A 19,681-nucleotide genomic window follows, 5' to 3' on the forward strand; every position below is an offset into this window, starting at 1 on the left:
TTCTTTTAGTTGAGTTTCTGATTGGAAAGTTGTTTGAATATCTCATCGAGGGCGCTCTTATCGAGACTGATCTCCCGGAGCCTCCATCCTTTCTGTACACTGGTGTTCACCATGCGTTCGGTGATTTCCTGGTCGCCGTTGAAATGGATGCGTACCTGTCTTTCGGTAAGAAAGTCCACATTGGTGACCCCTGGTATCTCGGCCAGTTCCGCCGTGGAAGGCGGGTTTTCGAAACGGATCAGCATACTGTGCGGCTCAACATAGTTGTTGAAGGCATCCATTGTATCAGAGAATACGATCCTGCCGCTTTCAATCATCTTGATTTCTTTGCAGAGGATCTGAATTTCGGAGAGGATATGGGAAGAAAAGATCACGGCCCTGTCTGAAGCGATCTCTTTGATCAGCGCCCTTACTTCTGTGATCTGGTTCGGGTCCAGTCCATTGGTGGGTTCATCCAGCACCACCAGTGCGGGCTTGTGTACGATGGCCTGCGCGATGCCTACCCGCTGGCGGTATCCTCCTGAGAGGTTGCGTATGAGGCGGTTGCTGAAATGGTCGATGCCGCAACGTTCCTTCGCTTCTTTGATGGCGGGCTTCATTTTATCTTTGGGGATGTGCCGGAGTGCAGCGCAGTAAGAGAGATATTCATCTACTGTAAGATCCATGTACAGCGGCGGATTCTGGGGAAGAAAGCCGATCTCTTTTTTTGCCAGTTCTGGCTGCTCGCGCAGGTTGATGCCGTTGATAAATACATCTCCTTCGGTTTGATTCAGCGCGCCACACAGAATGTTCATGGTGGTGGATTTGCCCGCGCCGTTGGAGCCGAGCAACCCTACAATGCCCTTTGCACCGATCTCCATATTGATATCACGGATGGCCCAGGCATTGGTGTAGCGATGGGATAGTTTTTCTATCCTTACAATTGCATTTTCCATGTTAAATTTTATAGTTCGTTGGTAATTGAAGGCGTTATCGTTCTCTGTAAGAAATACTGGTGATTTCTCCGAAACCCGTCCATTGTTTCTGGAGCACAAGCGCCTCGTTGGCATCGGGAACACTGTATTGTTCCAGTATACCATTGGAACCGGAAGCACCAGCCGGGTTATAGACACCTACATTGAGCCAGCGCGACCAAACGCCATAAGTAGCAGGGCTTCTATTGGGAGAAAACTGCTGGAACGCGAGGTAACTGATTTCGGAAGCACCTTTATCGAGCATGAGTTTGCTGCTTTCGAGGTACATATCATACTCGTACACTTTGCCGCCGACGCTGTAGAAAATATATTCGGGGTTTGCGCCCAGCGCGAAATGTGTGGCCTTGTCAATGTCCGTTCCTTTAAGTTGCTTAAAGTAAACCGGGAGTGAACCCGCCCTGAATTTCAGCAGGTAGTGGTTGGCGCCGCCCGGATCTTTGAGTATGGCGTAAGAGAACCCGGATGCGGATTCACCCATAAACACCAGTTCCTTCCCGGTGGGAAAATCGATCTCTCCGGGTCTGGAAGCGAAAGGCGGGTCCACCGCTGCGCTGTGTTGGAAAGAACGCAGCAGCGCGAAGGAGTTATTGTCCCGGTTGAACATCACCAGGTTATCAGAACCGTTGGAAGTTACATACGGTGCGGCTTTGAATTCAGGCTGCCCCACATATTTGTTTACTGGAAGGCTGTACACCGGCGCCAGTCCTCCGGCACGGAGGTATAGGTTGTGGTCAGACCAAAGGAAAATGGGAACGAAATAAGTATAGCTGTCCCACACCATATTTTGCGCCTTAAAATCCGGGGAGATATTGCCGGCAATTTCGTAGCGGATATTGTAGGTAGGCCGCCAATCAAATGTTTCGGGATGCACACGATTCGTTCCTGTTTCAGTAATCAGGTAGATGCCGAAAGTAGAATCGGAATAACTGAAAGCACTGGTAACCCTTGTACACACTACTTTGATGGGCGTTCCCTGTTCGGGCAGGGAAGAACCCATCTTCTTTAATACATCCGTGAACTGGTTGAAAGAACCGTTCACAGCGTCGTATGAAAGCATATCCAGCCTTGATTTTCCTTCTACATTGTTCAGTACCATGTAGCCTTCAAACACATCGGTGCGCACGAGCAGTGTAGTCCGTACTTTAAACACCACACCGGTTTTATTATCGGTTACGCGGTACTGCACCAGGTAAGTGCCCGGGAGTTCGTTGATCCTGACCTTCAGGTTTCTTTCCGTAGAAATCACCCTTTCTCCCACCATCTCCCTGAACAACGACCACTCGTAGCTGTAATCATCCCCGTTCGACATAGTACTGTTCAATACGGGCGTTATGGAGAGTGTGTCTCCTATAAAAACAGGTACGGTTGCATTTGGATCGATGCCTGAAAAACTGATTTCGTTGATATCCTTGTAGCTGTAATTTCCTTCGTCCTTGTAACAGGAGAGCAGGCAGCAAACCTGTGCGGCGAATATTATGCAGATGAATAAGCGCTTCATGTTAAAACTTTTTGAATGACATAAAAGAAAATGCATCAGGGGAACCTGTAGCCCATTTTCATGGGTGTGGTTCCATCGCTTTCGAAGATGGTGTTCCCGGCGAAAGCCTGATCGCTGAGGTAGCGCGCCATGAACGCACCATAGTAAGTGGCATCAAAACTCTGTTGATCGGTGGTGATGGCTGCAGACCAGAAATCGAGTGGCATTCCGGCAATCTGGTTGATAAGCCTTACTTTCTTCTCACTGAAATCGCCGAAATAAGAATAATAGTAATCGTTCCAGAAAGGACCCGCGCCCAGCCTATCCGTTAAGTTGATCCTGAAAGTATTCACCCAGATGGTATCGCCGTTGAGCGAAGTGGACTCCCTTGGATTCCGCGACCTGAATTTGATTTTCGTTTCAAAATTTTCGTTCTCTTCCAGGTGGAGCACGATTGAGACGCTTTTTGAAGTGAGGTCAGTCGCGCGCTTCAGTTTCACGAAAACGGAATCTTTCAGCCGGCCGGCACGTAATGTAAAAGAAGCAGGGAACTCATAGTGTGTTGATACGATAGCAGTGGAAGCCGGATCAACTGATATTCCGAAAGAGCGGTCCTGCGCTGCGGGGGAACCGGTAACGGCAACTGGGATACCAATCAATGTATCTTTTACCGCGCCCGGGCTGAAAGCAAATGAGAGGTTAAGGGAATCGGCATACCGCCCCAGGTAATCCTGCGCGGGGTTCGCACCCTCTATCATTTCAAAGTAAATATTATCGGGGGCCGCATAAGTGAGCAGCGGGTCCTTTTTACAGGAAGTACCCAACAGCACCGCTGCGGCGCATGTTACAAATAAACAGACAGTTATTTTCATCGTTCCTGGTTTATAGTTGTAGGATGATTATCGGGTGGTGGTTTCAGAAAGTGGCAACGGCACTTTGTAAACGGGTTCAACGGTAGCCCATGGATACGGCAGATCAGCCATAGGCACATCGTTCGCGTTGATTCTTTTGTAATAGAAAAATATTTGCCCTTCGCCCCAGAATTCTTTCTGGTATTCCTTCCTGATTTCAAGGGACAAAGTGGCTGTTCCCGGCAGGTTGGCCAATCCTCTTCTGCGGCGTTCCGTATTCAGGAAGTCCAATGCCTTGGCAGGATCAGTTTCGGTTTCCGCGAGGATGAGGTACAACTCCGATTTACGCACCAATGGCTGAACAAATTCCCAGGTATTTTTTGTAGCCTGCGGTGCGAACTTGTAAAAGGTACGGTAGCTTTTTCCACCACCTGTGAGCCATGTTTGCACCACGCGGTAATCCTGGAACATCCCTTCGAACAACTCGGTGAACCTTGACTCATACGGAACGTAAATACTCTGATCGGTCAGGGCCGGGTTAAAGAACTTGTCGTAGATATTGTACAATTGCGGATTGTACACGCCGAATAATATTTCCGGCGCGAAAACGCGGTCGGGATTGGATGCATTGTTCACCGCATCCGCTTCTACCCAGGGGAACCACTGTTCTCCTTCGGTGATGGCCGATTGCGCTTCCGCGTGTGCATCGCCCGTTCTGCCGGCCCAGAGGTAAGCCCTTGCCAGCAATGCCTTTACCGCGAAATAATTCAGGCGCTGGTTGCGGGCGCTGCTGTAAAAATCATGTTCGAACACCACGCCCTTTGTAATCACCGGATCGGCAGCCAGCAGTTGTTTCGCGGTGGTAAGATCGGCCAGCACTTTTTCCAATACTTCAGCGGCGGAGAGAATAGGTTGCATTTTCCCATCTGCTATTGTGTAGTAGGGAATAGCGGGAGATCCGTTGCCGGTGGAATATACAGGTCCGTATAAACGAAGCAGATCGAAATGAAGCATGCCACGGATGGCCATCGCCTCTCCTTTCAGCAATTTGCCATTCGCTTCCGATACTACATTTGCGGCGATCGAGTTGTCTATTTTAGAGAGGAACACATTAGTCGCGAGAATAGTGCCGTAAGCTTTCCGCCATATCGTATCCAGCATCTGGCCCGCATGCAGTGCCGTATAATTGTACCCCACGAACGAACTCATGTCCTGCGATCCATCCACAACGGGTTTAAAACGCTGTGCCATTAATTCTATTACGGAATTGGTGAGGAAGGACCCGTACAACGGGCGTGCCGCCAAATCGAGGTACAATCCGTTAAAAGCCTGGATCAGCGCCGATTCGCTGTTATATACCTGGTTCTCCGTATAGGAAGTTTCAGGTTGTACATCCAGGTATTTTTTGCAACTTCCCAGTAAGAGAAGCGCGCCAAGTAAAAACACAACGGGATATCTGCTATTCATAATCAGTTGGTTTTGGAATTAAAAGGATAGGTTAACACTCAGCCCGGCTGACCTTGAGAACGGATAATCCAATCCGCGTTCGGTAAGCACCGTTTCCACCCTGAAAATATCGTTCAGGTAAAAGTTCACGCCCAACCCCTGCAGGTGCAGTCGCTGCACCCAGGCCGCGTTCGTTCTCCAGGAGAGACTGAATGATTCTCCGATGAAATGACTGTCTTTCTGAATGAACCTGGATGACATGGCCGTAACGCCGCCAGCGCCCTGTATGGACTTGAATTCACTAACATCTCCGGGCTGCTGCCACCTGTCGTACAACGCGCGTCGGTCCAGGTTCCCCACCACACCATACCCGTTGGGTCCTGCACCAAGTGTCGTAGTACCCGCGTTCTCCACTTTCGAATACACGGCACTGTTGAAAACGTATCCCCCTGCCCTGTACCGGGCATTGGCATTGAAGGTGAAATCCTTGTAAGTGAAGGACGTTGTAACGATCCCTTCCATTTTCGGGCGGGTATTGCCCACTCTTACAATATCAGCGGGATCGTATATAAAAGTGATGTCGCCATTGGCTTTCCGGAACAATTCATTACCGGTTGCCGGGTCAATCCCGAGTGAGCGAACGGCCCACATATCATCCGGGCTGTATCCATCGTAATAGCGGCTGAGCCCGCGACTATCCTGCTCCGCTTTGTTGAGCGACTGAAGTTTATTGGAGAAACCGCCATACACACTGTTGTTCTTCACACCTGAAACCGCGATGGACCAGATGATCCTGTTCTTCAAGTCATAGATGGGAGAAAAACGAAGGTTAAGGTTCCATCCCGTTGTAGTGAGGTTCCCCACATTGATCACATAATTGTTGTTTAGCGCCACTGAAGAAGGAACAGTGCCTTCGGCTCCTACCGACAATGGATCGGTGAGTTTCCTGAAATATTCCAGCGTACCGCTCACGCGGCTGTTCAGCATCCTGAACTCCACCCCATAGCTGCCCTGAAAAGTGCGCGACCATTCGAGATCGGGACTGCCCAATGAAGCGAGCGATAAGCCCTGTCCGAAATAATTACTGCCGGTACCTTCGTAAGCATATGTCGATACAGAAGTGAAGTTCCCCAGGTTCTGGTTCCCGGAATAACCAATGTTCCCTCTCAGCTTGAATACTTCCAGCCATTCCACACCCCGGAGAAAAGCCTCTTCATGCAGGTTCCAGCCAAACCCGGCCGACATAAACGGCTTGAATCTTTTGTTGCTGCCGAAAGCGCTCGCTCCACTCAGGGTATAAACACCATCTACCATAAACCGGTTGGCGAATACATAGTTGATACTGGTGGTGAGCCCTACGCCACGGCTTTTCATCCTCGTGGAAGCGGGCGTACTGAATGGTGTGAATCCGTATGCGAAAGCGGGATTGCCATTCGTTCCAAAAGGGAATCCCACCACGGAAAAGCCAACAGATTCGGAAGTGGTACTTTCCACCTGGCCACGCACGTTAGCGGATAGCCGGCTTTTACCGAACACCTGCCCATAAGAAAGAGAAAGATTGGAATTGAAAGTACTGCTCTGCAATTGCGTGTTGGTATAACTACCTTTCTTCTGCACTTCCACCTGGTCGAACATGCTATTGTCCGGAGGCGTGAATATCACGGCATTCCCGTTGCTCTTTGATGCCTGTATCCCTCCTTCCACGCGAAGGTTGTTGGTAAGGGAAAAACTACCGTTCAGGTTGTTGGTGAAGGCGAATGTTTTGCTATTGTTGATGCTGAACAAAGAAGCATTGTACAAGGGATTGATCACGCTGGTATCGTAAACGGCATCTACTTTTCTGTTGATGAAGCCGTTCGCATCCGTTTTTTTGTAGTAAGGATTCATGCTGGCATAGTTAGCGAAGGAGCCGTATGGCGACTCATTGGCATTGGTGCCGGAAACCATTGCGTTGTTGGTGATGTTCAGCTTTCCCTTGCGGTAAGTGACCAGGAAGTTCCCGCTCCAGCTATCCCTTCCGGAACCTTTCATCACGCCGTTTTTTTTGCTGTACACGCCGCCCGCGTTGAAGAACAGGTCGTTGCTTCCCCCATTCAACTGAAGGGAATGCCTGTTGGCGATGCCGGTTTGAACGGGTTCATGCAGCCAGTAAGTATTCACGCCGCGCAAAGCTTCCGCCAGGTAGAAATTATATCTTTCCTCCCTGAGCCAATAGCCCTGATCGGTTCCACCCGGATTGAGCAGGAACTTTTCCCATGTCATTTTTTCCGTGGAATTCATCAGGTTGTAACTGGAGAGGTCGGGTAGTTCCATCGTAAAGTCGGCCACATAACTTCCCTGTAACTTTCCCGGCACCGGCCTTTTTGTTTCTACCACTACCACACCGTTCGCCGCTTTAGAGCCGTACAATGCGGTGGAAGCAGCATCTTTGAGGATGGTGATTGTGGCGATACGGTTCATATCCAGGTCGTAGATCGTTTGCAGCGTTGTTTCGAACCCATCGAGGATAAACAATGGCTGGTTGGGATCTGCATTGAACTGGTCGTTCAGATTGGCATTGGTGAGGGTGGTGCGGCCCCTTACTTCAATAGTGGGCAAGCGGTTCGGGTTGGAGCCCTGGAGGTTGTTCTCCACAATGATAAAAGAAGGATCCAGTGTTTTAAGGCTTTCCAGGATATTTTTATTGCCCACCGAGCGGAGGTCTTTTCCGGTAAAAACGGATGCCGCTCCGGTAAAACTTTCTTTGCTCCTGCTGAACATCCCGTTGTTGATCACCACCTCTTCCAGTACGGTCTTAACAGGAAGCAGGTTGAATATAAACAGGCCCGTTGGGATTTTCCTAACTGAACCTGATTGCAACGCTACGGTTTGATCGTTGCCCATGCGCATCAACACACTCATGGGCACGCGCAACTTTTGAAAGCCGACGGAGGTGATCACGATATCATCATTGGGATCAATTCCCGCGATAGCGAAGTGACCTGTATTATCCGACCTCATCATTGTTTTGCCATCATTGAACCCGATAGATGCCGCTTCCACCGCTTCGTTGTTCTCAGCGTTCAGTACCAGACCTGTCATGTTTGCCACAACAACTGCGGTAGCTATAGCAACCCTGCCCGGCACCGTATCCTTCAAAGCCCCTGATTTTTGAGAAAGAAAAATAGTATTGTCGGCCACATTGTAAGTGAAGGGCTGATCCTTCAACACTTTATCCAGGAAGGTCTCCAGCGGCATTTTCCGTACGGAGACGGAAACTTTACGGGCATTTTCCAGGAATTCCGTGCGGCCCCATACCATGTAACCAGTTTGCTTTTCGATGGCGGAGAATACCTCTTTCATCGAGAGGTTCTTCCCCGACAGTGTAACAGTTTGGGAAACCGTTCTTGCGGAAATGTGCATGCAGCACACGAGCAGCAAAAAAGTAGTTAATCTCATAATTCGTAACGTTTGGTCGGTCAACCGGAATGCGCCTGGTTGCCATTTCAAACGAACACGTTCAGCCTTTGTAAGTGATGCCTCCGGCAGAAAGCGCGCGCTTGAATCAGAAACGGCAAGATCACTCCGGCTACAGTTAGTCCCGCCTGTGCCAGGTACCCGAAGGAACACCCGGGCAACCGATAAGCATCGGCGGGCAATAGCAGTTTTTTGCATAAATTGCATTGGTTTGGTTATTAAAAGTGAATCAGTCTTACGTTTAATCGGCCGAACTTTTTAGCCGGAAGTGGTCTCAAGCACTTCCGGTTTTTTTTGGCCAACCCGGTTCTTATTGCATAGTTGTCAGTATTATTTTTATTAACGGAATTAAGGGCTTACCATCAGTTTTCCTTCCGCGGTGAGCCTGCATTGCAGGCCGAATCCTTTCAGGGCGGTAAGCACCGTGGAAAGGTTCACTTTACGGCTCATTTTACCGAAAAAGTGGACGTCTGGTATTGTGCCTTCATACACCACTTCTATATCGTACCACCTTTCCAGCTGGCGCATGGTTTCTTTCAGATCGGCACCTTCAAAATTGAAGAGTCCGTTCTTCCAGGCCATCACTTTTTCGAGATCGGGTTCATTGCTTACGGAGATTTTTTGTCCGGCTATGCGTGCCTGTTGTCCGGGCTGCAACACGGCGAGTGTTCCTGTTTCAAGGTTGTTCACCCGCACGTGTCCCTCCAGCAAGGTGGTGTTTGTACCCGGCTCATCATGATACGCGTTCACGTTGAATTTTGTTCCCAGCACCTGCACTTCCGCCTGGTTGCCTGCTTTTACGAAGAATGGTTTCGATTTATCCGGCGCCACTTCAAAATACCCCTCTCCTGTAAGTTCTACCCGGCGTTCGTTTCCTGAGAAACTGGTGGGGTATTTTAAGGAACTGGCGGCATTGAGCCATACCCTGGTTCCGTCCGGGAGGGTCACGCTGAACTGGCGCCCTTTAGGTGTACGCATGATATTATAGACGATTGACCCGGTGGCTTCAGCGGCAGGATCATAGTTCAGTTGTCCATTACGAAGTACAACCACGGCGCCGCTCTGATTGGCGATTACGCCGTTACCCAGGCTGTCCAGCACTACTTCCGTACCATCGGCCAGCGTGAGTACGGCTCCTTCGGAACCCGGCGCCAGATCGGTTACTACCATTTGCGGCGTGGAAGTATCCGTAGCAGGATTCCTTTTTCCCCATAAATAAATCCCGGTAGCGAACAGCAATACTGCCGCGGCATATCGGAACCATTTTTTCCGGAAGAAGAAAATCGGGCGAACGGGCGCTTCCTGCATGCCATCCTGGCGCAATTCGTGTTGTATCTTTTCCCATCCCGACTCTTTTTTCAACTGGTACCTTTCGCGGATGGCCTGCATCAGGAAAACATCGTTGCCCAGGTCGGTTATCAATCGGGCATGTTCGGGAGAACGTGCGCCCCATTCCTCCAGTTGCCGCGACTCACGCACACTCAGCTCCTGCGCCTGGATGCGTTTATACAGCAGGTCAATAATGTCGCTATGAATAAGAATATCTGCCATGGTAAACGGAATGCCTTTTGGCGGCATCCGGTTCTAAGACGACAGCATTATCCTTTTGTGACAATTTTTAATAAAAAAATAAAATAGGGAGAAAAAGCCCAGGAGGCCGAGAGTTGGTTTTTAAGCAACACCGATTGTAAAAGCGCCACCGCACGCTCTTTTTGCTTTCTGACAGTAGCCTGGGGAACGTTGAGCAACGCGCTGACTTCAGTGTAAGTTTTCCCTTCAATAAACAACAGCTTCAGCACCGTTTTGTATTTGTCGGGTAACGCTTCCAGTTCAGCGATCACCTGTTGAAGCACTTCCTCGCGTACCAGTGCCGTTTCCTCCAGCACCTCTAACTGATCGGCCAGTTCCAGCGTTTCCTGTCGGAGGTGTTGCCTTTTCTTCGATTTCAGGAAATCGAAGGCTGCATTGCGTGCGGAAGTGTACAAATAAGTTTTAACGTGACTTACCTGGGGAAGGTCCGTTCTTTTTCTCCAAAGGCGGATAAAGAGTTCCTGCACCAGGTCTTCGGCCTCTGCAAGATCCCCTGTATAACTGGCCGCAAAAAAACAAAGCCTGGTGTAATACAGGTCGTACATAGCCCTGAAAGCGTCGGCATCGCCTTCCGCCATGCGCAACAGCAGTTCCTGCTCACTATGTTCATTTCCTGACTGCATAAACTTTACCGGGACGGGGACAGTTAATTTGGTTTTAAAGCCTTAACGGTTTGAAGGTAAGGATTTCTTCAAATACCCCATCTTTGCAAAAAATTTCTCTTGAACACCACATATTCCCGCTCCCGGTATTATTCGCTTATTCTCATCCTCGGCGCGCTCACGGCGTTGGGGCCTTTCTCCATAGACATGTACCTGCCCGGTTTCCCGGCCATCGCGGCCGATCTGAACACCACCGAGGCACAGGTTTCCCTCACGCTTTCCAGTTATTTCATCGGCATTACGGCCGGCCAATTGCTGTACGGTCCGCTCATTGACCGGTTTGGACGGAAGAACCCGTTGTACATCGGGCTCACCGCGTATATACTGGCTTCCGCGGGTTGTATGTACAGCAACAGCATTGAAAGCCTGATCGCGTTGCGGTTCATCCAGGCGGTAGGCAGTTGCGCCGCCGGTGTGGTGTCCATAGCTATGGTGCGCGATCTTTTCCCGATTGAGGAGAACGCGAAAATATTCTCGATGCTGATCCTGGTATTGGGCACGTCTCCGCTTATTGCGCCCACGGCAGGCGGTTATGTGACCAGTGCCTTCGGCTGGCACGCTGTGTTTTTCGTGCTCACACTAATGGGCATCGCACTGCTGGCCGGATGCATATTCGGTTTACCGGAAAGCCGCAAACCCGATCCTTCCGTTTCCCTGAAACCCAAACCTATACTATTGGGTTTTGCGGGCGTGCTGCGCGAACCCCGCTTCCTCGTGTACGTACTCACCGGCGCCATCGCTTTCGCCGCGTTGTTCGCTTATGTGGCCGGTTCACCCTACGTTTTCATGACCATCTTTAAGGTAAGTGATAAAGTATATGGCTGGATATTCGCGTTCTTATCGATTGGCTTTATCGGCGCGAGCCAGCTGAACAGGTTGTTCCTGCTGCATTTTTCCAGCAAACAGATTGTTACGGCCGCCATTGTGTGCCAAACCATTACGGGAACGGTATTTACCATCGCGGCCCTTTCGGGCTGGCTGGGCCTTTACAGCACCATCGCCTTCCTGTTCGTATTGCTTTGCTGTTTGGGCTGCATTAACCCCAACACCTCCGCACTGGCCATGGCCCCGTTTACGAAAAATGCAGGCAGCGCCTCGGCATTGATGGGCGCATTGCAAATGGGGATCGGTTCGCTCGCATCCGTGGCCATCAGCATCTTCAGCAACGGCACCATCGTTCCCCTGGCGGCGGTAATGGCGGGCGCCGCATTCGTTGCGCTGCTGGTATTGTGGAGCGGACAACGGAGCCTGGCTAAAAAAGAAAAGCCCGCCTTTGGAGCGGGAGCTTCTTAACCAAAACATACTGCTTATGAAAAACTCAACTTCTCTATGGTACAGGGATGAGGGGCCGTTTCGAAGCCGTAGCTTTTATTGATGTGCAAAGGTTCAGTTTTCTTTTTGAAATCACCACATGAAAGGGCGTACTTAACCAGCGGTTAACAGGCATAAAAAAAGCCGCTCCTTGCGGAACGGCCCGGACGGTATGTTTTGCAGGATCAGAATTTATAGGAGAGTGTGGTGCTGAATTGTCGCGGAGCAATAGGATTCACGCTATAATTCTCATGTACGATGTAATCCAGTTCATCGGTAATATTGGACAATTTGGCCAGCAGCGAGAGTTTCCTGAATGAATACCCCAGCGATACATCAAAAGTGGTGAAGTCGCCCAATTGAATGTTCCGGTTTACATTAGAAGCCTTGTTCGCCTGCGTATTGTTCCATCCCGCCACTCTCTTCCCTGTGTAAAACGTGGAAGCCCCGATCTTCAATCCTTTCAGACTGGTTCCGCTGAAGGTATAAAAAACGGTTCCGTTTGCCGTTTGCGCCGTATTGTTCACCAGACGTTCCCCTGTTACAAAGCTGTTGGAAGCGCCTGAAGTGCGGGTATAACGCATGTAGTTGTTGCTGTAACCACCAATGAAATAGATATTTTTTGAAAGAGACGCCGTAATGTCCACTTCAAAACCATCGCTGGTGGTCTGCCCCGTAAACTCTTTGATGTTGGTATTGCTGTTTACATTTCCGTTCGCATCCAGTTCGGCCATCTGGGCGAGGTTGTTGTTGATGATGCGGTAAACTGAAAAATTCGCGGAAAGTTTCCCATCGAAGAAGTCATTCTTCACGCCGGCTTCAAACTGATCGATGATGGAAGGTTTCAAAGCCTGGTTGTAGATGTCCACACCGGAGTTCACCACGAAGTTGTTGGAGTAGCTGATGAAAACGGAAGTTGTTTTCAGCGGGAGATATACCAGCCCGACCTTGGGAGAAAAAGCTTTATCGGTGCGTGGAGTTCCACCAAATGCCACACTATCTTTCAGCAAATAATTGACCGTAGTTTTAGCGGTTTCCTGGTACGACCAGCGCATACCTGCGAGCAGACGGAGTTTGGGCGTGATGGCCACCATATCCTGCAGGTAAACACCAAACCGGTAGCTGGGCGCCTGGCTGGTAGCGGTATCGGTGGTCACGGGCATATCGGTGCGCGGGGTGAATTTGGCGGGATCAAGCAGGTTGATCTTATCGTATGCGGTTCCTCCGGCAATCCTGAATTGCGTATTGACGGTAGTATTCTGGTCGCCGTCCACACCCAACAGTATTTTGTGATTGATTTTTCCCGTAGCGAAATCCCCGGTCAGGTTCATTTGCGCGGTGTAATAATCCTCTTCCTGTTTGGTCCTGGTGAGTGGTCTGCTCCAGTCGCCATTGGCGGCGGCCTGTATTCTTTCCGTTCCGAAATAGTTCCGGTTGTATTGCTGATAGGAACCGATGAAATTCACTTTCCAGTGCTCGCTGATCTTGTGTTCCACTTCGAAGGAAGAGGTCAGTTGTTTTATTTTGTTGTAGGCCCAAACGGTGTTGAAGAAACGGTTGCGGGGAATCATGTCTTCCGAAGGAATTTTTCCATCCACTGAACCCAAACCAAAATCGGGGGTGAAATCAGTGGCGAGGTAGTCTCCCAGCAACCTCAAGGTCGTTTTATCCGAGAGTTTGTACAACAGGGAGGGGTTCAGGTAACTTCTTTTCGAGTGTACCCCATCGCGGAAGCTCCCGGCTTTTTCGTAAGTGCCTACCAGCCTGTAAGCCAGCTTTTGAGAAAGCGGTCCGTATAAGTCGATCGTGGGCTTGTACAGATCGTAGCTTCCCACGCGCAACATTACTTCACCCCCATGGTGGAACTTCGGCTGCTTGGTCACCAGGTTCACTACGGCGCCACCGGATACACCGCCATACAACAGCGCGGCGCTTCCTTTTAATACTTCCACCGACTCAAGCGTGGACGCTTCGGGCATACTGCCTGTATTGGTACGGGAGCCATTCTTCAGTATATTATTTGAACCCAGGCTGTATCCACGCGCGTAAAATGTTTCAGTAACGGAACCTCTCGCGGTGCCTATGGCCACGCCGTTCACATTTTTCATAACGTCACTCAGTCTGCCCATTTGCTGATCGGCGATCACCTGCTGGCCGATCACCGAAACACTTTGGGGCAATTCACGCGGGGATGCCTGGAATTTACCAACGGAAACGGAAGTATTATTTATGGTCTTCTTTCCGTTCACCACTACTTCTTCCAGGTCGGTGGAAGCTTCGGCCAGTTCCACCAGTATTTCGGTCATCCCGGCATCTTTCAGTTCCACCACCCTATTTATGGTTTTCGCACCGACAAAAGAGATTTCCAGCAAATGAGTACCGGGTTTCAGGTTCTTCAATATGAACAGTCCTTCTTCGTTCGTAGCCACGCCCTTACGGGCATCTTTCAGCAACACATTCACGCCGGAGGCGGGGATACCGTCTGAAGTGGTGACCTTTCCTTTTAATGTGGCTTGCCCTAAGGATACCAGGCAACTGAAAATAAACGCAATGAGTAGTAGTGATTTTTGCACCTTTTTGAAATTTGCGCAAATTTGCTGCAAAACCGCCCATTCCATCTACGCGATCGGGAAATCCATTTACGAGATGCGGAAATTTTCTATCCCGCCTGTTTTTCCGCTGCTGCTCCTGTGATCCGGGAAAGATTAGCCAGCACGGAAACAATACCCCCGGTTAAAGCGAGAATCTTATCAAATACATCATTCTGGGTGAAGAAGATAAAAGTGAAAAACGCCACAGCCACCACCACGAGCACGAAGCGGAACACGCCCAATGGCGATGCACGGTTATATTTCCGGGTGATCTCCGCCATTTGCAGGGAATTCTTTTTGGTGAGCACGAACAGCCGGAACGAGGCGCTGAACAAACGGAGTATATCCAGTCTCCGGTGTGGCACCAGGATGCCCTTTTCCACCAGTTTGGTGATTTCGTAGCTGTTCTTGTAATTCATCAAGCCATCTAAAGCGAAATCGAACAAGAGGAATTTTTCCTTATCTGAGCAGTTTTCCCAAAGGAACTCGAAGAAGCTGCGGTGCCTGTCCACATTTTTCATGATGGCTCTTTCACGGTCATCGATGCGGTATTCCGGGCTACCGGTGTTCAGGAACGCATCGAATGATTCCTGTTCTTTCCACCGTGCCAGCAGGCTGGTGGCATTGCCCTTTTTGCCTGCGGCAGCCAGGTACTTCCAAAGAAAAAGCGAAAATGTCCCATACTTTATTACGCGGGCCAGGAGGTAAAGGATAATTAGGACGAATAGCGTTAAAGCAATACCCGCGGCCCCCATATCGAAATACACGAACCTCGGGCCCGTTTCCATTTTAACGAAAACGCCTTCTGCATTGCGTGTAGGAAAGGGTGGTTTGTACCAAAGCATCACGGTGTCCCTTTGGCGGTCGAAACTCCATTGTGCACCCGAGGCAAGATCGGGGAGAACGGGGTAGAACATGGGATCGTAAGCGCGGTTGGCCACTTTCGCTGAAAGCGCATAATAATGTGGTTCCGTGATGCGTGGGGCTGGAACGGGGGCGGCACCGGTGAAAAGACGGATGCGGAAAGGCGTGGGTGAAAAATAACCGTACGATTCCGTGATGCGCCGGGCGGAAGGCCGCGCGGCAGCCTGCTGCTCCCGTGGCATGGCATCCAGCAATGTTCCAATGGGAAACAATGCGTGATAAGTCGTATCCCTGCTCAACCTTTCTCCTACCCTTTCGGCCAGGTTCAGTTCCTGCTTCCTGATCTGTTGTTCAATCTCAATATTGTGGCTCATCCAGGTAAGCAAGGAAGGCGGCAATGCGCCCACCATCAGTACCAGAAGGAACAAGTAGGTGAAATAGAACAGTCGGTAACCCTTTTGTTTTAAGGGTGGCTTTTCCGGTTGCTTCCGGACCAGTTGAAAAAGAAACTTTCCCGGCAATACTTTCAGTGGAAAAACAATCACGATCCATTGAAAGAATTGCAAACAGAAAACAAGCATCCATTCGTACACCATCCCGCAGAACACCACACAGTTCAGGATAAAAATACCGGCTTGCAACAGGAGGTTCATGGTAAGCAATGTATGCCCGGAGAAAAAGGACCAGCGCATCCAGCGCCCCACGTTCCGCACCTTCCGCTCCCAGGCATAGACCAGCGCCAGCCCCGAAACGACCTGGAACGGCGATACCATGATCAGCGTGAACACCAACGCGTTGCCGTGTTCCAGTTTGGGCGCACACGCCATCGCCGTGATGATCCCCACCAGGGATACCAGTAAAAACACCGATCCTTTCAGGTAGAACGACCACAACTTCTCTGCGGGAATCGCCCAGCCCACCAGGTGTATCGGCGCGAACAACCTGGGGTGCGTACCCATTCTTTTCCCGAAGTACAACAACCAGCCCAATATGTACACGAGGTAAATGATGGCCACGTGCGCAATGGTAAACACCAGAATCTTCAGCACCACCGGCATCATAAAATCTTTCTTGTAATACGTAACCAGGAAATAAGGATACCCTTCCAGCGGCGTCATCAGCATGTCCACTTTCCGGCCGTAAAGATGTACGTCCGCCCGGAACACCGTTTTCCGCCCCTTTATTACTTCTTTCAACATGCCGGGATCGGGAAGTCTGTTGAAGAGGTTCTCCTTTAAATTTTTGCTTTCCTTCTCATGCACCTGCACCACCCCATCCGCATCCACTAACGCAAATCCATAGCCGAGCGGAAGCAGCGGATCGCACCAGGTGCCCATGCAGGTGGAAATGGCCATCACCCTTCCCTGCCAGAGGCTCTTCTTACTGACCACCATCCTGAACGCGCCGTTCACCCGGTTGCGCAACGCTTCCATCGCAAATTTTTTCGGGCTGAAGAAGCGGAGCATATTCATCCTGCCGTCCGCCACATCCCTGAAATAGGCCCTATCGCTTACGTCCAGGTTGCCAACACCTTCCATGCCCTTCTCCACTTTCATCTCCTGCCATCCTTTTTCGCTGATCCAGAAAACACGGTCGGTTTCGGTAGCGGTTTCCCTTTTCTCCATAGTGTCCAGCAACGCTTTCAACTCCTTTTCTTTCTGAAAGATCATTGCGGAATCGGGGTTAACCTTCGCGAAACTTTCCCCCACATTCACGTCCAGTGCATCCATCACTTTGAGTGTACGCCAGACTTCATAGTTGAAGCCACGTTTCATTTGTGCCGATAGCTCCCGAAGATTAGCCTCCGAGCGTACACTGCTGCCCGTTAGCATCAGGATATGTACTGTAAGTAAGGTAATGGCGGAAACACCTGTGAACAAAGCGCCCACGAACAATACGAAGCCTGAAAAGCGCACGGGCTCGTGCATACTCATTAAGGGGAGTTTCAGGATGGGTTGTGTAATGATGAGCAATACCAGCAGGGTCACCATGATGTAAATGAACCCATCCGGAAGCCGGTACAATTCGGCTTTGTAATCCGCTTCTTTCACCACGCCGCAGAGGAACATATTCTTTCCCCCCAATTCAAAGGGATAATAAAATATGCGGCTGGGTGTCTCATCCATGGAAAGAACGGTAGTGCCGGATGTGAACCTGTTTTCTTTTTTCAGAAAAGAATCCAGCACGAAATCCTTCGCGATGGAAACGCCGGCACTTTTAAAAACCACGTCCGCGTCGGCCACCAGCAGGTACTGGTCCAGAAACTCCTGTTGCTGGTCCATTTCCATGCGCAGCATAAAACTATCGAGTGCAAGGCGGTAACGAAAACGAACACCTTCTGCCCATTGCTTTTCAAAATAAAAACTGTTGTACCGTACACTGGTGAGCCGGAATGTATCGGCACTGAAGACCTCAGCTTCCCGCTTTTCTTTTCCCGGAATCGGAACCCGCTGCACAGTATGGCTTAATTTGTTCCGCTTCAACCAATCGTTGATGATATTGGGTACGGTATCTATTGACCATCTGCGTAATTGCTGCGTATCTATGGCGCGCTTCGTATATTCATTACAGAGGTATAGATAGTTCTCCGTTTCAGCTGAAATATTCGCGGCGCTGGAGCGGAGAATGCTGAACACATCCCTGTTCACGCGCTCCCGGTTGGAAGGCAGAATATTAAAATAAAGCAGCAGGAAAAATGCGCCCAGCAACGCGGTGAGCGCCACGATAAAATAGATGGAGCGTTTGCCTTTTGACAGGTTGGGGCGGTGCATTACCGTAGTTTTCCAAGCAGCCAGTTTTCCACCAGCCGCTTCCCGTTACCGAACATGATCTTTTGTGCACACTGCCGCAAAGCGGCCAGGTCGATGGTATTATTACTGCGCGGCAACACCGCAGGCCCTTCGTTTACTTTACGGTACGCCGTTTCCGCGACCGGAAGCCAGCGGAAGATGTTCTGTTCCAGCGCGGGCATCTGTGAAGCGTCGCGGCAAATTTTCACCGGGTCTATAAGCCCGTCGAAATCACTGCCGATGCAGATATGGTCCCAGGCATCCTGCATGTTGTTACCGATAATGTCTTTGTTCCAGGCGGCCACGGAAAGGATATGAATGATGTTGAGGCATAAACAAATCGGGTGCCTTTCTTTTTTGGTGGGGATGAGTTCAGACTCGGTAAGGGGTTCAGGCTCCGCCGCCGAAGGCGGTAACTGCAGGTGCGGGAAAAAATGACGGAATTCCGCCACGGAAAAAAACTCTTCGGCTTCCGCTTTTTTCAGTTTGATCATGGGTTCATAACCCAGTATCCGCACATCAAGCGACATCCCGATCAGTCCGCCGGAGCGCAGTATTTCAATGATGTCTTCATCCATCAGGTTGATGCTCCAGGGGTTGAACGTAAATTCCTTGTTGAGCAGTTTGCCCCACTCCCCCGCGGGTTTTCTTTCCGTCACCACGCTTACGCCCTGCAACCCATCCTGCTTCACGAGCCCGTGTTCTTCCAGTGCCGCCGTCCATTCCGCGATGGAATAACCGGTCACCCCCATGTGTGTGGCGATGATGGGAATATCGGAATAGCCATTACTGTTCCGGTATTCGTAAAAATCCAGTCTTGATTTCAACGACATGTGTTTTATATCGATGAGCACCGGTGTTTGTACCCCGTGCATCTGCATGTCGTATGCCGCCGAAACCAGTTTTTTCCCGTCTTCGTGCAAGCCGCTGCGGATGGGCATGAAAGCGGGGTGCTTCAGCAACTTCATCCCATAGGCATGGTTGGCGAGATGTTGCTCCGGGATAAACGACATGTGCGTGAGCGTGATGTAAAAAAGGTCCATATTCCGGTTCCAGAGCTCGTGGAAAAGCGCATGAAAACTGGACACCACATCACGATGATCCTTAGTTGCATCTCCGCTGAATTCAGGTTTACCGGGCTGCGCGATAAAGTAGCGGCTCAGGTTGTGTCCGCCTTCCATCCCAATCGCGAGGTAGAACTTGTTCTGATCGAATTGCACCGGCGCTTTGCGTGTCAGTATCTCTACCAACGCACCATCGTTCACATCAGAAAGGATGCGGTACATTTCGAGTTCTTTCTTAAAAAGAGCATAGTAAGATGTTTGCCCCTTCCTGATCGACTGTAACAAAGCCGGATCCATGGGCCTTGTAAGGTCGGAGCGCAGTACTTTTCCAATGAGGTTTCTCCCATCGGCGATGCCGTGTTCGATGGCGATGATGTTCGCGATGCCGAGTTTAACCCCGCCGCGGTGCATCTGGTTGTAAGAACACTGGCTCTCCAGGATGTGCAGCATATTCTCGTCAAGGAAATCAAGCACCGCATTGCGCAGGTCCATTTCCTGTCTTATTTCCGCGGCCTTTCTTTGCGAGGAGCGCGGCTCATCAAAAACGGTGATGAACTGTTTGAAAGCGGGGTGAAAATGAAAATCGAAGTAGGAGGCTGTTGACAT

The 19,681-nt window shown here is 50.3% G+C and carries 11 protein-coding genes; 1 reads left to right on the plus strand and 10 read right to left on the minus strand.

Annotation, left to right across the window (positions count from 1 at the left end; all coding sequences use genetic code 11):
• Positions 1–5: 5 nt before the first annotated feature.
• The 7 genes from M4J38_RS03995 to M4J38_RS04025 form a co-directional block, all read right to left on the minus strand.
• Positions 6–935 (minus strand): ABC transporter ATP-binding protein, encoded by a 930-nt coding sequence (locus M4J38_RS03995; RefSeq protein ID WP_251758237.1) that lies wholly within the window; start codon positions 933–935, stop codon positions 6–8.
• Between the two features lie 34 nt (positions 936–969).
• On the minus strand, positions 970–2,472 hold the full coding sequence (locus M4J38_RS04000) for a PKD-like family lipoprotein (RefSeq protein WP_251758238.1): 1,503 nt from the start codon (positions 2,470–2,472) through the stop codon (positions 970–972).
• Positions 2,473–2,507: 35 nt separating this feature from the next.
• Entirely contained in the window at positions 2,508–3,323 is an 816-nt protein-coding gene (locus M4J38_RS04005; protein ID WP_251758239.1) for a DUF4843 domain-containing protein, read from the minus strand.
• A gap of 27 nt (positions 3,324–3,350) precedes the next feature.
• Positions 3,351–4,769, minus strand: a complete 1,419-nt coding sequence (locus M4J38_RS04010) for a RagB/SusD family nutrient uptake outer membrane protein (protein ID WP_251758240.1) — start codon at positions 4,767–4,769, stop codon at positions 3,351–3,353.
• A gap of 18 nt (positions 4,770–4,787) precedes the next feature.
• On the minus strand, positions 4,788–8,186 hold the full coding sequence (locus M4J38_RS04015) for a SusC/RagA family TonB-linked outer membrane protein (RefSeq protein WP_251758241.1): 3,399 nt from the start codon (positions 8,184–8,186) through the stop codon (positions 4,788–4,790).
• Positions 8,187–8,552: 366 nt separating this feature from the next.
• Positions 8,553–9,755: a FecR family protein gene (locus M4J38_RS04020; protein WP_251758242.1), complete on the minus strand. Its 1,203-nt coding sequence runs from the start codon at positions 9,753–9,755 to the stop codon at positions 8,553–8,555.
• Between the two features lie 47 nt (positions 9,756–9,802).
• Entirely contained in the window at positions 9,803–10,417 is a 615-nt protein-coding gene (locus M4J38_RS04025) for an RNA polymerase sigma factor (protein WP_251758243.1), read from the minus strand.
• 99 nt (positions 10,418–10,516) lie between these two features.
• Here M4J38_RS04025 and M4J38_RS04030 point away from each other — a divergent pair, with 99 nt between their 5' ends.
• Complete coding sequence (locus M4J38_RS04030) at positions 10,517–11,749, plus strand: multidrug effflux MFS transporter (RefSeq protein WP_251758244.1); 1,233 nt, start codon at positions 10,517–10,519, stop codon at positions 11,747–11,749.
• Positions 11,750–11,952: 203 nt separating this feature from the next.
• Here M4J38_RS04030 and M4J38_RS04035 read toward each other — a convergent pair whose 3' ends face one another.
• The 3 genes from M4J38_RS04035 to M4J38_RS04045 all read right to left on the minus strand — a co-directional run bounded on the left by M4J38_RS04035 (position 11,953) and on the right by M4J38_RS04045 (position 19,681).
• Complete coding sequence (locus M4J38_RS04035; RefSeq protein WP_251758245.1) at positions 11,953–14,340, minus strand: TonB-dependent receptor; 2,388 nt, start codon at positions 14,338–14,340, stop codon at positions 11,953–11,955.
• An 86-nt stretch (positions 14,341–14,426) separates the two neighbouring features.
• On the minus strand, positions 14,427–17,993 hold the full coding sequence (locus M4J38_RS04040; RefSeq protein WP_251758246.1) for a hypothetical protein: 3,567 nt from the start codon (positions 17,991–17,993) through the stop codon (positions 14,427–14,429).
• Positions 17,993–19,681 (minus strand): hypothetical protein, encoded by a 1,689-nt coding sequence (locus tag M4J38_RS04045; protein WP_251758247.1) that lies wholly within the window; start codon positions 19,679–19,681, stop codon positions 17,993–17,995. The genes M4J38_RS04040 and M4J38_RS04045 overlap by 1 nt, the downstream gene beginning before the upstream one ends.

It is taken from the genome of Parasegetibacter sp. NRK P23, assembly GCF_023721715.1.
In the GTDB taxonomy this organism is placed as follows: Bacteria; Bacteroidota; Bacteroidia; order Chitinophagales; family Chitinophagaceae; genus Parasegetibacter.

Excerpts from the sequence above, each read along its gene's own strand:
- M4J38_RS04045 (WP_251758247.1), bottom strand. The coding sequence starts at position 19,681 with ATGTCAACAGCCTCCTACTTCGATTTTCATTTTCACCCCGCTTTCAAA.
- M4J38_RS04000 (WP_251758238.1), bottom strand. The coding sequence starts at position 2,472 with ATGAAGCGCTTATTCATCTGCATAATATTCGCCGCACAGGTTTGCTGC.
- M4J38_RS04040 (WP_251758246.1), bottom strand. The coding sequence starts at position 17,993 with ATGCACCGCCCCAACCTGTCAAAAGGCAAACGCTCCATCTATTTTATC.
- M4J38_RS04015 (WP_251758241.1), bottom strand. The coding sequence starts at position 8,186 with ATGAGATTAACTACTTTTTTGCTGCTCGTGTGCTGCATGCACATTTCC.
- M4J38_RS04010 (WP_251758240.1), bottom strand. The coding sequence starts at position 4,769 with ATGAATAGCAGATATCCCGTTGTGTTTTTACTTGGCGCGCTTCTCTTA.
- M4J38_RS03995 (WP_251758237.1), bottom strand. The coding sequence starts at position 935 with ATGGAAAATGCAATTGTAAGGATAGAAAAACTATCCCATCGCTACACC.
- M4J38_RS04020 (WP_251758242.1), bottom strand. The coding sequence starts at position 9,755 with ATGGCAGATATTCTTATTCATAGCGACATTATTGACCTGCTGTATAAA.
- M4J38_RS04005 (WP_251758239.1), bottom strand. The coding sequence starts at position 3,323 with ATGAAAATAACTGTCTGTTTATTTGTAACATGCGCCGCAGCGGTGCTG.
- M4J38_RS04025 (WP_251758243.1), bottom strand. The coding sequence starts at position 10,417 with ATGCAGTCAGGAAATGAACATAGTGAGCAGGAACTGCTGTTGCGCATG.